General features: G+C 65.1%; 12 protein-coding genes and 1 tRNA gene. 3 read left to right on the top strand and 10 right to left on the bottom strand.

Annotation, left to right across the window (positions count from 1 at the left end; all coding sequences use genetic code 11):
- Positions 1 to 203: 203 nt before the first annotated feature.
- The 5 genes from AC0QDI_RS09295 to AC0QDI_RS09275 all read right to left on the bottom strand — a co-directional run bounded on the left by AC0QDI_RS09295 (position 204) and on the right by AC0QDI_RS09275 (position 5,868).
- A complete protein-coding gene (locus AC0QDI_RS09295) occupies positions 204 to 593 on the bottom strand; it encodes a DUF8055 family protein (protein ID WP_474667467.1) in 390 nt (129 codons plus the stop codon).
- Position 594: 1 nt separating this feature from the next.
- Positions 595 to 2,277, bottom strand: a complete 1,683-nt coding sequence (locus AC0QDI_RS09290; RefSeq protein ID WP_474667465.1) for an FAD-dependent monooxygenase — start codon at positions 2,275 to 2,277, stop codon at positions 595 to 597.
- The gene (locus tag AC0QDI_RS09285) at positions 2,277 to 3,854 is read right to left on the bottom strand and encodes an electron transfer flavoprotein subunit alpha/FixB family protein (protein WP_474667463.1); all 1,578 of its coding nucleotides are present in this window, start codon (positions 3,852 to 3,854) and stop codon (positions 2,277 to 2,279) included. Before AC0QDI_RS09285 ends, AC0QDI_RS09290 begins: the two co-directional genes overlap by 1 nt.
- The gene (locus AC0QDI_RS09280) at positions 3,851 to 4,720 is read right to left on the bottom strand and encodes an electron transfer flavoprotein subunit beta/FixA family protein (protein ID WP_474667461.1); all 870 of its coding nucleotides are present in this window, start codon (positions 4,718 to 4,720) and stop codon (positions 3,851 to 3,853) included. Before AC0QDI_RS09280 ends, AC0QDI_RS09285 begins: the two co-directional genes overlap by 4 nt.
- 290 nt (positions 4,721 to 5,010) lie before the next feature.
- Complete coding sequence (locus tag AC0QDI_RS09275; protein WP_474667459.1) at positions 5,011 to 5,868, bottom strand: polymer-forming cytoskeletal protein; 858 nt, start codon at positions 5,866 to 5,868, stop codon at positions 5,011 to 5,013.
- 147 nt (positions 5,869 to 6,015) lie between these two features.
- Between AC0QDI_RS09275 and AC0QDI_RS09270 the strand changes: the two genes are divergently transcribed.
- Positions 6,016 to 6,213, top strand: a complete 198-nt coding sequence (locus AC0QDI_RS09270; RefSeq protein WP_474667457.1) for a DUF5800 family protein — start codon at positions 6,016 to 6,018, stop codon at positions 6,211 to 6,213.
- Between the two features lie 32 nt (positions 6,214 to 6,245).
- Here AC0QDI_RS09270 and AC0QDI_RS09265 read toward each other — a convergent pair whose 3' ends face one another.
- Entirely contained in the window at positions 6,246 to 6,809 is a 564-nt protein-coding gene (locus AC0QDI_RS09265; protein WP_474667455.1) for a DUF420 domain-containing protein, read from the bottom strand.
- Positions 6,810 to 6,928: 119 nt separating this feature from the next.
- On the opposite strand from AC0QDI_RS09265, the gene AC0QDI_RS09260 reads away from it, so the two are divergent.
- Complete coding sequence (locus AC0QDI_RS09260; RefSeq protein WP_474667453.1) at positions 6,929 to 7,462, top strand: GNAT family N-acetyltransferase; 534 nt, start codon at positions 6,929 to 6,931, stop codon at positions 7,460 to 7,462.
- 167 nt (positions 7,463 to 7,629) lie between these two features.
- Here the strand turns inward: AC0QDI_RS09260 and AC0QDI_RS09255 are convergent.
- Positions 7,630 to 7,714, bottom strand: a tRNA-Leu gene (locus tag AC0QDI_RS09255).
- A 234-nt stretch (positions 7,715 to 7,948) separates the two neighbouring features.
- Here AC0QDI_RS09255 and AC0QDI_RS09250 point away from each other — a divergent pair.
- Positions 7,949 to 8,716 carry a TVP38/TMEM64 family protein gene (locus tag AC0QDI_RS09250; protein ID WP_474667451.1) on the top strand — a complete coding sequence of 256 codons (768 nt, stop codon included), beginning with the start codon at positions 7,949 to 7,951 and terminating at the stop codon, positions 8,714 to 8,716.
- Between the two features lie 155 nt (positions 8,717 to 8,871).
- On the opposite strand, the gene AC0QDI_RS09245 is transcribed toward AC0QDI_RS09250, so the two are convergent.
- The 3 genes from AC0QDI_RS09245 to AC0QDI_RS09235 form a co-directional block, all read right to left on the bottom strand.
- Positions 8,872 to 9,396: a response regulator gene (locus AC0QDI_RS09245; protein ID WP_474667449.1), complete on the bottom strand. Its 525-nt coding sequence runs from the start codon at positions 9,394 to 9,396 to the stop codon at positions 8,872 to 8,874.
- Between the two features lie 107 nt (positions 9,397 to 9,503).
- On the bottom strand, positions 9,504 to 9,677 hold the full coding sequence (locus AC0QDI_RS09240) for an HVO_2523 family zinc finger protein (RefSeq protein ID WP_474667447.1): 174 nt from the start codon (positions 9,675 to 9,677) through the stop codon (positions 9,504 to 9,506).
- A gap of 128 nt (positions 9,678 to 9,805) precedes the next feature.
- Positions 9,806 to 12,940, bottom strand: coding sequence for an adenosylcobalamin-dependent ribonucleoside-diphosphate reductase (locus AC0QDI_RS09235; protein WP_474667445.1), 3,135 nt, complete (start codon positions 12,938 to 12,940; stop codon positions 9,806 to 9,808).
- Positions 12,941 to 13,102: the final 162 nt, after the last annotated feature.

The raw sequence follows: 13,102 nt of genomic DNA, 5'->3' as shown, positions 1-13,102 counted from the left end.
GTCGGGATAACCGATCCTCTCGTGCCATCACCGTGACTTTGCTCTCTACGGGAATAGTCGAATACCCGTCTACTGCGTGGAAGTCAAGTACGGGTCGGTTTGAAGCGGTATATCGCCGGTTGCAATATTTGAATATCACCGTCGATAGACTGACAGGATCCTATTACTATCGATGAAGAAACAGCTTCAAGCGAGCGTGCACGTCAGCCACAGCGACGTTCGGGCACGCGCGTCAACAGCTGCGCCGTATCGATCACGTTCCGCGTCTCGAGCAGCAGCTCCGCCGCCTCCCGAACCGTGAACTCGGCCTCGATGGCGACGCCGTGACAGCGCGTGTAACACTCGAGCCAGCGATTCATCGCGTCCTCGAGCGCCTCGAGTTCGGGTTGGGAAAACGGGACCAGCCGACCGCCGGTACGGGCCTCGACGTAGAGCCAGATGGCCTGACCCGCCCCCTCGCGAAGGTACGCACCGGCGGCGTCCGGATTCGGGTCGACGGCCGCCTCGCCGTCCGAACTGTCGCCCTCGAGCGCCGCCCGCTCGCGTTCGGCCCGGCGGGCGAGCGCGGCGATTCGGGGACCGTACCGGCTCATCCTACCCCTCGCGATACTCGACGCCCTTGCCGCCGCGGGGGTGCTCCCACTCGGTGTCGGCGACGATCGCACAGGTGCCACATTCGACGCAGGGCTGCGTGTCGAGGCTGACCAGCGTCTCCTCGCTGCCGTTCGTCTCGACCGTCTCCGAGCGGTAACAGCCGCCGCCGAAGTCCTCGGCGCTGACCGGACAGGCGCTGACGGCAGCGCCGCTTGCCGCGTACGAGTCATCGTTGAGCTCGATGTGGGGATTGCCCACGTCGGTATCGTAGGTCAGGTCGCCGATGCGCTCCTCGAGGGTCGGCGGTTCGATCTCGTTCTCCCAGTGGATCGTCTTGCCGTGTTCCTCGGCGATCAGCGTCGGCAGGGAGACGTAGCCGGTCTTCGTATCGGGGAGCATCGACACGAGGAACGGCGAGTTGTACGCCCGCTGGAGCAGACGGTCCGCGATCGGATTGCCGACCGCGAGCGAGCCGACCGGCGACTCGAGCACCCGTTCGACCGCCGCGGTAACGGCGTCGTTTTCGCCGACGGTCCGGCTCAGCTCGTAGCGCCGGGGGCGGAGCTTGTCCATCGTCCCCGAGTCCTCGAGCATCTTCGCGTACCGTCGCCCCGCAGCGTCCGGATCGCTGTTGCCGCGGGTAACGGCGAAGGCGTCGGCCGCGAGCGCGCCGGCGGTGACGGCGTGGTTCATTCCCTTGATGATCGGCCCCTGGGCCTGCATCTGGCCGGCGGCGTCGCCGACGAGCATGAGCCGATCGCGATAGGGTTCGCGGTGGGCGACCTTCTTCGAATCGGGGACGAGCTTCGCCGCGTACTCGCGCTCGTGATACTCGTTTTTGAACCAGCCCGCCAGCAGCGGATGGGTTAGCAGCGCATCGAGTAGCTCGTGGGGCTCGGCCTCCCGCTCGACGAGGCTGTCGAGGTGGAAGACGGTCCCGATCGAGAGCGAATCCTCGTTGGTGTAGAGGAATCCGCCGCCGCGGACGTCCTCGAAGAGGTCGCCCGAGAACAGGTGGGCCGCGCCCTCGTCCGGACCGATATCGAACCGGTCGTCGATCGCGTCGGGATCCATATCGACGACGGCCTTGACGCCCTGGAACCACTCGTCGGGCTCCTCCCAGTCCATCAGTCCCGCCTCGCGGGCGAGCTCGGAGTTGACGCCGTCGGCCGCGACGATCAGATCGGCTCTGATCGGGTCGAGTTCGTCGCAGGTGACGCCGACGATCTCGCCGTTTTCCTCGAGCAGGCCGTTCACCCGCACGTTCGTCAGGACGCCGCCGCCGGTCTCGCTCGTCTTCTCGTGGACGCGCTTCTCGAGCCAGGAGTCCATCTCGCGACGGAGCACGGAATCGCACCAGTCGGTGTCGTGTTCGTGGAGATCGGCCAGATCGTACGTCTTGACCGAGTCTCCGGCCACGTTGTGGATGTAGTAGTCCGTGACCGGTCGCTCGGCGGCTTCCTCGCGGAAGCCGTCGAAGAGGTCGTCGAGCGTATAGGGGGCCGAGTCCTCGGCGTAGAGCAGCCCGCCGGAAACGTTCTTCGAGCCCGCTTCGGTTCCACGCTCTAAGACGAGCGTCTCGACGCCGTGGTCGGCCAGCCGCGCGGCCGCCGCGGCCCCGCCGGGACCGCAGCCGACCACGACGGCCTCGTACTGTTCGTAGTCGTCCGCTGTTGCCGCCATCACTCATCACCCCCGTCGGCGACGGCCTCGGGCTCGAGGGCCGTTTCACCGGATTCGACGGCCGCCGTGAGACGCGGCAGAACGTCGAAGAGGTCGCCCTCGACGAAGTAATCCGAGAAGTCACGGATCCGGGCGTCTGGGTCGGTGTTGATCGCGACGACGGTGTCGGACTCGTCCATCCCGACCTTGTGCTGGACCGCGCCGGAGACGCCCGCCGCGATGTACACGTCGGGCGCGACGACCTGGCCGGTCTCGCCGATCTGTCGTTCCTCTTTCGAGTACCGCTCGACGTGGCCCTCGAACTGGTAGGAGGAGGTGACGATCCCGCGCGTGATGCCGAGTTCGGCGTCGTCGAACGCGTCGACCAGATCGCGGCCGAGTTCCATCCCCTCGGTCGGGTCGTCGGCGATTCCGCGGCCGAGACAGACGATCACGTCGTGACCGGTGAGGTCGATTCCGGCCTCGAGCCGGTCGTACTCGGAGATCTCGACGCGGAACCAGTCGTCCTCGAGGTCCATGTCGTGTTCGACGACGAGTCCCTCCCGATCGGGATCGCGCTCGATCGGATCGAAGCTGCCCGGAATCACCGAACAGCCCTGCGGGTGGAAGTCCCGATCCGGATTGTCGAGACAGAGGATCGTCGAGTACTCGAAGCCCGAGAAGTCCGGTCGCTTCATGTGCAGGACCTTCTCGACGGTCTTCTTGACGCCGGGTTCGCCGGTCTTGACCGGGTTCGAGATCTCGTTTTCCTCGATGAACAGGTCCGAACAGTCCGAGGCCAGCCCGGAGTCGAGTTCGGCCTGGACCTTCGCCGAGAGGTCTCGTCCGTTGTTCGTCGCCGGGAACAGAACGTAGCGCGGCTTGTCGTAGTCGCGCCAGTCGGTGCTCTCGACGGTCCCCTCCCCGCGGGCCATGTGCGCCGAGATTTCGGTGTAGGGTTTGTGGCGGAACCGCTCGAGGCGTTCGTCCTCGTGATAGACGGCCACGTCGGCTCCGTAGGCGATGCACTCCTCGGCGAGACCCTCGCAGTCGTCGCCCATCAGGAACGCGACGACGCGCTCCTCGTCCCCGTACTCCTCGGCGAAGTCGTCCATCAGTTCGCGACCCTTGCCGAGCATCTCCTTCGAGACCTCGAGCAACTCGCCGCCCTGGGTCTCACAGAACACCCACAGGTCCGCGTAGTCGCCGTCCGCGAGCGCCCGGACGTGTTTCTTGTCGCGGGTGGGATGTGAGAGGCCGTCGTCTTCCGCCGGCTCCTCGTCCGTCGCTTCCGTTTCTTCCGGCTCGCCATCCGTCTCTTCTGCTTCCTCCTCGTCGGCCTCGGCTTCGTCGCCGACGTCTTCTTTCGTCTCCTCGTACTCGCCTTCCGTTTCCGTACCCTCCTCGACACCGCCGCTCTCGTCGCCGTCGGCACCGATCTCCTCGAGGCGCCGGTGGACCGCCTCGCGGGCAGTTTGCCGCTCCTGTCCGGCCCGCTCGGCCTCGAGGATCGCCTGCAGTTCGTCCTCGTCGTCGATCGTCTCGAGTTTCTCGGTCAGTTCGTCGACCGTGTAGTCGTCCGGATCCAGTGCCGTCATTTCGCCTCACCCGCCTCGGCGGCGTACGGCTGCATCTCCTCGAGCACTTCGCCCATTCCGTCGTCGGGATCGATCATCGTCGCCTCCCGCTCCGAGGGCGCTTTTGGGATCGGATCGACCGACGAGACGATCGTCGGCGAGCCGTCGAGCCCGATGTAGTCGGGATCGAGATTGAGATCTTCGTGATCCCACGTCGTCAGGTACTCGTCGTGCTCGGTAGCTCGCTCCTCGGTTTCGGCTCGCAGCTCTTTGTGCGTTAGCCTGTGTGAGGCCTTTCGGTACGCGGGCTCGAACTCGGGGTCGGTGACGACGAAGCAGGGTAAGGGCGCTTCGACCGTCTCGATCTCGTCGACGTCGCCCTCGACGAGTCGTTTCGCGCGTAGCGTCCGTTCCTCGGGGTCGATGTCGAGCGCGACCACGTGGGTAACGATCGGCCAATCCATCGCCCAGCAGGTCTGTGGACCGGTCTGTCCGGTCTCGCCGTCCGCCGTCTTGAACCCCGCGAACACGATGTCTACGTCGGCAACGGTTTCCTGATAGGTCTCGAGGCCGGCGCTGAGCGTGATCGCCGTCGCCCACGTGTCGGAGGCGGCGAGTTCCCGATCAGAAAGCAGGTAGCTGTCGTCGGTGTAGACCGTCTCCATCGCCCCCTTCAGGACGTCGGCGTACCCCGGCGGACCCATGCTCATCCCGCTGACGTGGCCGCCGTGGCGCACCTTGGTCTGGAGCGCCGCCTGCAGCGCGAACCCGTCGTTCGGATTCATCACCGTTGGGGTCTTCCCGCGCTCTAAGTGGCCGTCCTCGTCGAACGAGACGGCTCCCTCCGAGAAGTCCGGAACGCCTTTCGTCAGTACGATCGACCGCATGGATACCCCCGTCCGTGTGTGGCTTTATTTAGCATTCCTGTGTCACCCTATCATAGTATCAGTATTAAGAATAGGGGTGAATACCGCCGTCAAAACGCACTTTCCGCGTCAAACGCCTCCGGGACGGGCGCACCGACGCAGACGGTTTGCCGTGCCGATGTACCGGTGCGACCGCGAACCGGCCTGCGGTTGCGCCGGAACCGAGTGACAGCAGACCGTCTCACAGTGCGAGGAGTACGGCCGCTCCCCCGAACGGCGAAGTGAGTCAAACGGACCGAAGAAGTGCGGCGTTATTCGCGTTCGCGTTCGGTCGTCCCCATCGAGATTTCGCCGTCGGCACGGATCGTGCCGTCGACCTCGGCGTCGGGGCCGAGCTCGAGGTCCTCACAGGAGACGTCGCCGAGGATGCGGGCGTCCCGTTCGATGGTGACGTCGCCGTCTCGAGTGGTAACGTCGCCGTGGATGCGGGTTCCGTCGCCGACGGTGACGTCTCCGCGCGCTCGGAGGCTCCCGAAGACGTTGCAATCGGCACCGACGTCGATCGTCTCGGCGCGGACGTTGCCGTGGAGTCGGCAGTCGTCGCCGATCGTCGCGGGCGTCGAGACCCGCCAGGCGTCGTCGCCGACGGTCGCGTTCCGAGGGATAACGAGCGGCTCGGTCTCCGGCTCGTCGTCTTCCTCGTCGACCAGTTCGGAGATGAGCCGTTGGGCGGCGTCTTCCTCGCCGATCAGGAGGAGGTGTTTGAGGTAGACGAAGAGCAACACGATCGTCGGCATCGGGTTCCGAATGACGATCCAGCCGTTGGCCTCGAACCCCTCCTCGATCTCGACGTCGTCGCCGATATCGAGGTCGCCCGCGACTTTCAGCTTCCCGCCGATGTGGACGCGCTCGCCGATGTAGGCGTCCTGCCCGACGAGCACGTTTTCCGCGACGTCAACCCACATGTCGAGCCTGCAGTCGCCGTCGGCCTCGATCGCACCGCGAAACTCGACGCTCTCGCCGGCCAGTACGTTTCGGCCGCGGACGCCGAACTCGATGGTCGAACGGCCGCCCACGAGGACGTCCCCGTCCGTTACGAGGTCGCGTTCTTGGGCTTCCGTCCCGTCGGGAACGACGAGTTCGTCGAGCGGATCCCTGCTGAAGGCCACATTCGCATCCAAAGGGAGTACCGCCTAATAAACCTCGCGCGTCGTCATTCGTTCGTCTGACGCCCGTCTGCCGTTCCGATCGCTCGCGTCTCGCGGCCGTCGGACACAGTCGCCTCGCTTTTACACTCCCGCTGCGTACGACCAGTCATGACTACGCTCGCATTCGACGACGAGGGCGTCGACGTCGTCTACGAAGGGACCGAGTTCCGCCTCGAGCAGGAACTCATCGAGGACGCAATAGAGAAGTCCTACTACGACGTGACCGACCACGAGGTGTTGCAGATCGTCGCCGAACAGCCGAACCTGCAGGGCGAGCCGCGCCGTATCGGCGATATTCTGGACTGAGTCGGGCGATCCGCGTCTTCGAACGACTCTCCTCAGTAGATGACGTGGAGCAGGACGAAGACGACGATTCCGAGCGAAAACGAGATCAGCCACAGCGTCGCCGCGATCCGACCGATACGGGCGTGACTCGTTTCCGGCAGCTCCGCGACCGGACGGGAGAGTGCGAGCAACAGCGCGTAGTACAGCAGCGGAATACAGACGATCGCCAGCAGAATGTGAACGGCCAGGATCGGCAGGTAGACGAACTGTTCGATGGCCGCCGGTCCGGGAAAGTCCTGCGGGCCGCCGGTCACGGTCAGCCGGTAGAGATAGAGCGCGAGAAAGCTCACGAACAGGCCGAAGGAGGACACCATCGCGACCCGATGGCGATCGACCTCCCCGCGTCTGATCGCTCGCCAGCCGACCGTGATCGTTCCGATCGCGATCGCGCTGAGCACGGCATTGACGAGCGGAATCGCGTCGATGACCCGCTCCGGAGCCGCCGGCACGCTCGAGGACGGAATCCGGCCGCCCGCGGCCGCGAAGACGACCGCCAGCGACACGACGCTCAACACGCCGGTGAGGAGGCGCACGCGCTCTCGAGGGACGTATTCCATGTGTGATGGTTCGAGCGGAGCGGGAAAGGGATTACCGTCTCTGACCGATCGCCGATAGCGATCAGGTGGGCCGCTTTGTGACCGCCACGGCTAAGGCGTTTTCGTCAGACAGAAATCATATGGAGTTATACTCGCTTCCGGCTAACGAGGCCGCCGTTCGCCGCTACGTCGACGAACTGTGGCTCCCGTATCACCGCGAACTCGAGGCGATCGTCGACCGCCATGCACTCGCGGACACCGACACCATGGACCTCCTCGCCGCGGAAGTCGCGTTCCGGCTCGAACGCCTCGAGACGAGGGACTATCAGACGTGGATCGCCGTCGACGGGTGCTGTGACGGGGAGTCGGACGATCGCCCCCCTTCTGACGGCGAGTTCGCCGGTTTCGTGGCAACTGAGATAGACAAGTCGCCTCCCGTCTTCGACCGGCCGGACCGACTGGTCGTTACCGACATCTACGTTCGCGAATCCTACCGCGGTACCGGTCTGGCCCACGGCTTGGTCGACCGTGCCACGAAGCGAGCGCGGGAGGCGACGTGTACGGAACTCGCACTCGAGGTCGACGTCGACAACGAACGTGCCATCGCCTTCTACGAGAAACGAGGTTTCGAGACGGATCGCCGTCGGATGACAATGCCCGTCGATAGCTCGTAAGCCATCCGTTTGGGTGGTGTTGCCAGCAGAATTCACAGGGGCTCGATAGCGTACCGATCGACGGGGCTATCGCTCGTCGGTGTAGCATCGGAAAGGATTATGCGTGGGTGATGTCCTCGAAGGGAAATCACCTGCATCGTAGTGGTGGACATCGTCCACCGGTGCGATGCGTGGGACCGGATTTGAACCGGCGGACCCCTACGGGACAGCGCCCTCAACGCTGCGCCGTTGGCCTGGCTTGGCTACCCACGCTCGCGGTCTCTGTCTGCACTCAATCGTATCCAGCGTGATTATAAAAGCCCTTTCCTTTGGGTCGGCGACTGCGGCCGTGTCCCACGAAATTGCGGCCAGCGAGCGACGGATACTCGACCCGGTCGTTCCGCGAGCGTCGCTGCTCACGGTCCCACCGGATCCGCCCGCTGTACGGGCGTCGATCGAACCGCGAGAGACACAAAGGTTTCAGTACTCGAGCGAAATCATCGATCGATGTCGCTGTCGTCGGCTCGGACGCGCGCGCTCGCAGGTGCGGTCGTTGCCACCGCGACGGTCGCTGCGGGCCTCCTCGTCTCGCCGTCGACGACGCTCGGCGCCGTCGACTCGCTCACCGCGGACCCGCTCCTGTTCGGACTCGTCGTCGCCGGCCTCTACCTCGTGCGGCCGCTGCTCGCGTGGCCGACGACGCCGCTCGCAGCCGTCGTCGGCTACGGCTTCGGCGCGGCCGTCGGACTCCCGATCGCACTCCTCGGCGTCGTCGTGACCGTGCTCCCCGTCTTCGTCGCCGCCCGCTGGCTCAGCGCCGACGACGCGGCTGCGTCGGAGACGATTCCTCCCACTCGAGAGTCCTCTCCCGAAAGCGAGGGCGATCGCAGCCGGCTCCTCGAGCGGGCCGGCGACGCCGTCGCGCGCTACTACGAGACGGCGGGCCCGCTTCGGGGCGTCACCGCCTCGCGGCTCGCACCGATTCCGTCGGATATCGCGACGTGTGCCGCTGCGGTCAGCGGCGTGTCGCTCCGCCGGTTCGTGGTCGGAACGGTGATCGGCGAACTCCCGTGGACGACCGCAGCGGTCGTCGTCGGTGCCTCGGCGGCGACGGTCACCTCGAGCGGCGTCGGCGAACTCGGCGTGGCGTTCTCGCTCGTCTGTGCCGCCGCTGCCCTCGTCCTCCTCGCCGGCCCGGCATACCGTATCGTTCGGACGGAACGGCGACCGGGACCGGACGAAACGGAGAACGCGGGACGATCGGCGGACAGCTAACGCTTCGATTCCGAGGTCGCCGATTCCGGCGTCGCGATACCCGGGCTTCCGATTTCGGACTCTCCGATCACTGTTCGTTCGAATCCGTCATCGACAGGGGAGGAGAATCGCGTCGGGAGAATTCGTTCTGCAACCGGGCTCTATCGATCGGGGAGCTACTCGTCGTCGAGATCCTCGACGAGCGAATCGCTCATCTCCTTCAGATCCGCCTCGAGCCGTCGGTAGGCCTCGGTGTCGGTCAGCTCTTCGATGGACGCTTCGTCTTCCAACGTCTCCATCTTGTTCGAGATGGACTCGAGTTCCCGCCGGTCGTCGTCGCCGTAGCGAGCCTGAACCCGGAGGTTCTCGATGATCCGCGTGAGCTGGGTTCGCGTGACGGGTTTCGTGAGGTAGTCGTCGATGTCCAGTTCGACGATATCGAGCCCGGGATCGACCGCGGTCACCATGAGCACCCAGCAGTCGTAGCCCGTCGCTCGGATCTCCTCGAGCACCCGGTCGCCGGTGATGTCGGGCATGTGCCTGTCGAGCAGGACGATATCGATCGCGTCGCTCATTCGCTCGAGTGCGGTGGAGCCGTCGTAGGCGGTCACGACCTCGTAATCCTCGCCGACCCACATCGCGTAGAGGTCGGCGAGTTCCCGTTCGTCGTCGACGACGAGGATCGTCGGTTGCGCGGACATGTGTTCGTTGCTCGAGACCACAGACCGCCGTCTTGTAGGGGTTCCGGGCGACTCACGGCTCGAGTCGGCCGCTGAAAGAGTCGGCTCGACTCGCAACTACCGCGATCTCAACGGAAGGGGTCGCTGCAGTCGATGATGGCCCCGTGCTGGGGACAGACGTACTTGCAGTGGCGCTTGTACATCGGGGCCTCGCAGTGTGGACAGCGCGGCGCGCCGGTCGCTCGATCGCTCGAGCCGGCCGCGTCGGTCCCGTCCGACCCTGCCCCGCCGTCTACAGTCATACGCCAGTGTTCTCACCGGGCGATGCTAAGTGTGGTGTTCCGGCGGCTCGGCGACGGGAACACGAGGGAGAAAACGAAGCCGAGAAAAACGGCAGAATCGACAGCACCGAAACGGCCTTACTCAGCGCTCAGCATTCCGACCAGCCGCAGCTATTGCAGGTTTTGCAGCCTTCGCTGAACTCGAGCGCGAGCGAGCCGCAGTCGGGACACTCCGGCGACTCGCCGGCGTCGATGAGGTCCTGCGTCGCGTCGTCAGCGTCGGCGTTCGCATCCGCGGACGGACCGCTCTCCACGGCGGCCGCGCCGCCGTCGGTCTCGGGACCGTCGTACTCGCCGAGGTCCGCGTCGGCCGACTCCTCGAGCGTCTGCTGTTTCGGGTACGGCTTGTCGATCTCGTTCTCGAGGTACCGGCGCATCGCGGTGCCGATGGCGTCCGGGATGGACTGGATCTGTTCGCCCTTGTCCCAGGCCACCTTCGGCGAGCGGGTGCCACAGAGTTCGTCGACGATCTCCTCGGGGTCGACGCCCGAGCGCAGCGAGGTCGAGATGACCTTCGCCAGCGCCTCGGTGAAGGAGTTCGTGAACCCGCCGGAGTGACCGATGTTCGCGAACAGCTCGAACGGCTGCCCGGTCTCGGGATCCTCGTTGATCGTCACGTAGATCTTCCCGTAGCCGGTGTCGATGCGCTGGCTGACGCCCTGCAAGGCGTCGGGCCGCTCGCGCTTCTCGGTGAAGTCGACCTGAACCGGCTGGCGGCCGTCGCCGAACAGCGAGTCGGCGCCCTCTCCGAGGACGTCTTGGACTTCCTGACTCTCGAGGAATGCCTCGAGTCCGCCGAAGATCTCGTCGATCTGCTCGACCAGCGCCTGTGCGGCCTCGGTCTCGTCGGCGAAGTCGGCGTTGTCGGCGCGCGTCGTCAGCACCTGCTTCGATCGGGTGCCGTCGCGGTAGTAGGTGACCCCCTTGCCGCCGTTCTCGTAGACCCACTCGAAGACCTCCTTGGCGTCCTCGAGCGTGGAGTCGTTGGGCGCGTTGACCGTCTTCGAGATGGCCGAGTCGACGCCGTTCTGGCAGGCACACTGCACCGCAGCGTGCTGTTTCGCCGAGACGTCCGATGTGATAACGAACAGTTCGCCGATCGCGTCCGGCACCGTCGAGAGACCTTCGACGCCGTCGAACTGGTTCGTCGCCATCTGCTCTTGAGCCTCTTCCTTGACCGCGTCAACGTCGATCTCGTTGTCCTCCAGGACGCGGAGGAAGTAGTCGTCGAACTCGACGAGCATCTCGTCGCCCTGCACGTCGTCGGTGACGTTCTTGTAGTAGGCGACGTTGTAGATGGGTTCACAGCCGCCCGTCGTGTTGCCGACCATCGAGGTCGTCCCGGTCGGGGCGATGGTCGTGACGTTGTGGTTGCGGATGGGGAAGCCGTCTTTCCAGTCGTCGGCGTCCTCGCCGGTCTGGCGCTCGAACCACTCGCGATACTCGGTCGGGGTCGCGTACTTCGACTCGTTCCAGTCGTTGAACGAGCCGCGCTCTTCGGCGAGTTCGTGGCTCGTCGCCTTCGCGCCGTGGTTGATGTGGGTCATCAGCTGGCTGGCAACTTCGTTGCCCTCCTCGCTCCCGTACTTGATCCCGAGCTGGACGTACAGCTGGGCGAGACCCATGACGCCCAGACCGATCTTGCGCATGTCGCGGACCTTCTCCTCGATCTCCTCGACGGGGAAGTCCGACATCGTGACGACGTTCTCCAAAAAGCGCGTGCCGTACTCGATGCGCTCGTCGAACTCCGCGTAGTCGATGGCCTCCTCGAGGAAGGCCGAGACGGCCGCCTCCTGGGAGTCGTACTCGTCGCCGTGCTCGTCGGACCAGACGCGCCAGTCGGGCGCGTCGAGAGCCGCCAGCGTCGAGAGGTTGATGTGGCCGAGGTTACAGGCCTCGTACTCCTCGAGGGGTTGCTCGCCGCAGGGGTTCGTCGCGAGCATCCGGTGGTCGTCTTGCTTCTCGACGTCGAAGGAGTGTTCCTTGTTCACTCGCTCGAGGTAGATGACCCCGGGCTCGCCGTTCTCGTGGGCGCCCTGAACGATGCGCTCCCAGACGAGTTCCGCCGGGATCGAGAGGGGTTCGCCGACCTCGACGTGCTCGCCGAGATCGTACCGGCTGTACATCTCCTTGGTCTCCTCGGTGGCGATGTGGGGTTCTTCGGTCCGCGGGTTGGTGAAGGTGTACTCCTCGTCGTTCCGGACCGCGTCCATGAAGCCGTCGGTGACGCCGACGGAGATGTTAAAGTTCGAGAGGTGGCCCTCGACGGCGTTGCGCAGGTGCTTGGGGACGCGTCCGTCCTCGTCGATGAGGTCGCGTGCTTCCTCGAGCGCCTCCGAGAAGGTGGTGTAGGTGTAGTCGTCCGGGTCGTTCAGCCGCAGCGTGTGGGCGAGCGAGACGTCCTTGTTCTTGGCGTGGATGAACTCGATGACGTCGGGGTGGGAGACGCGCATGATGCCCATCTGGGCACCGCGGCGGGTCCCGCCCTGCGCGATGGTCTCGCAGAGCTGGTCGTAGGTCCGCATGAAGGTGATCGGGCCCGACGCGATGCCGCCGGTCGAGCCGACCGAGTCGCCGTAGGGTCGCAGCTGCCAGAAGCCGTAGCCGACGCCGCCGCCGGACTGGAAGACCTCGGCCGCCTTCTTGGCGGTCTCGTGGATGTCGGAAAGGTCGTCGTCGGGCGACATAACGAAACAGGCCGAGAGCTGCTGGAGTTCGTTGCCCGCGTTCATCAGCGTCGGCGAGTTCGGCATAAAGGAGAGCGACTCCATCCCGTCGGTAAAGGTCTCGGCGACGTCCTCGACGTGGTCCCGTACCTCGTCGGGGAGTTCGGGAACGATCGTGTCGTAGGCGAACTTGTTGACGTTGCGCTCCGTCAGGACCGTCTCGACGTCGTCGTCGGCCGTGACGCCCTCACCGAAGACCTCCGCGGCGAGTTCGTCTCGTCGCGGGTGGTCGGGCTTCAGCTGGTCGGGCGTGACCGTGATCTCGAGGTCGCGCTTCTCGGCCTCGTAGACGGCTTCGGCCAGCGCGATGTTCGTGCCGACGCGATCGAAGAGGTCCTCCTGCGTCTCGATTAGATCGCCGTTGGCGTCCTTCCGCAGATAGCGGGCCGGCAAAATGTTCTCGTAGGCGTTCTCCGTCAATCGCTCCGCCAGGGTGTCCCCGTCGGATCGCTTGATCGGGAGCGTCAGATCCGCCGCGGAGAGTTCGACATCGCTCATGCGCGCGTCACCTCGTCGTTACACCGCTGGCGCACACCGATTCTGGCGTCAATCCGGGTCGTTGCTCTCATCATTCGTAACGAAGGTTCGGTATTCATGCATCCATCATAAAACGTGGTGTTGTTGTCCCACTTTTCTTGTACTACTGCAACTATAGTTGTA

This window comes from Natrinema sp. LJW11, from assembly GCF_056135975.1.
Note: the sequence above shows the minus strand (reverse complement) of the source record. Positions and strands in the feature narration are given on the sequence as shown.

Coding starts and splice junctions, on each gene's coding strand:
- AC0QDI_RS09295 (WP_474667467.1), bottom strand. CDS start 593: ATGAGCCGGTACGGTCCCCGAATCGCCGCGCTCGCCCGCCGGGCCGAA.
- AC0QDI_RS09290 (WP_474667465.1), bottom strand. CDS start 2,277: ATGGCGGCAACAGCGGACGACTACGAACAGTACGAGGCCGTCGTGGTC.
- AC0QDI_RS09285 (WP_474667463.1), bottom strand. CDS start 3,854: ATGACGGCACTGGATCCGGACGACTACACGGTCGACGAACTGACCGAG.
- AC0QDI_RS09280 (WP_474667461.1), bottom strand. CDS start 4,720: ATGCGGTCGATCGTACTGACGAAAGGCGTTCCGGACTTCTCGGAGGGA.
- AC0QDI_RS09270 (WP_474667457.1), top strand. CDS start 6,016: ATGACTACGCTCGCATTCGACGACGAGGGCGTCGACGTCGTCTACGAA.
- AC0QDI_RS09265 (WP_474667455.1), bottom strand. CDS start 6,809: ATGGAATACGTCCCTCGAGAGCGCGTGCGCCTCCTCACCGGCGTGTTG.
- AC0QDI_RS09260 (WP_474667453.1), top strand. CDS start 6,929: ATGGAGTTATACTCGCTTCCGGCTAACGAGGCCGCCGTTCGCCGCTAC.
- AC0QDI_RS09250 (WP_474667451.1), top strand. CDS start 7,949: ATGTCGCTGTCGTCGGCTCGGACGCGCGCGCTCGCAGGTGCGGTCGTT.
- AC0QDI_RS09245 (WP_474667449.1), bottom strand. CDS start 9,396: ATGTCCGCGCAACCGACGATCCTCGTCGTCGACGACGAACGGGAACTC.
- AC0QDI_RS09240 (WP_474667447.1), bottom strand. CDS start 9,677: ATGACTGTAGACGGCGGGGCAGGGTCGGACGGGACCGACGCGGCCGGC.
- AC0QDI_RS09235 (WP_474667445.1), bottom strand. CDS start 12,940: ATGAGCGATGTCGAACTCTCCGCGGCGGATCTGACGCTCCCGATCAAG.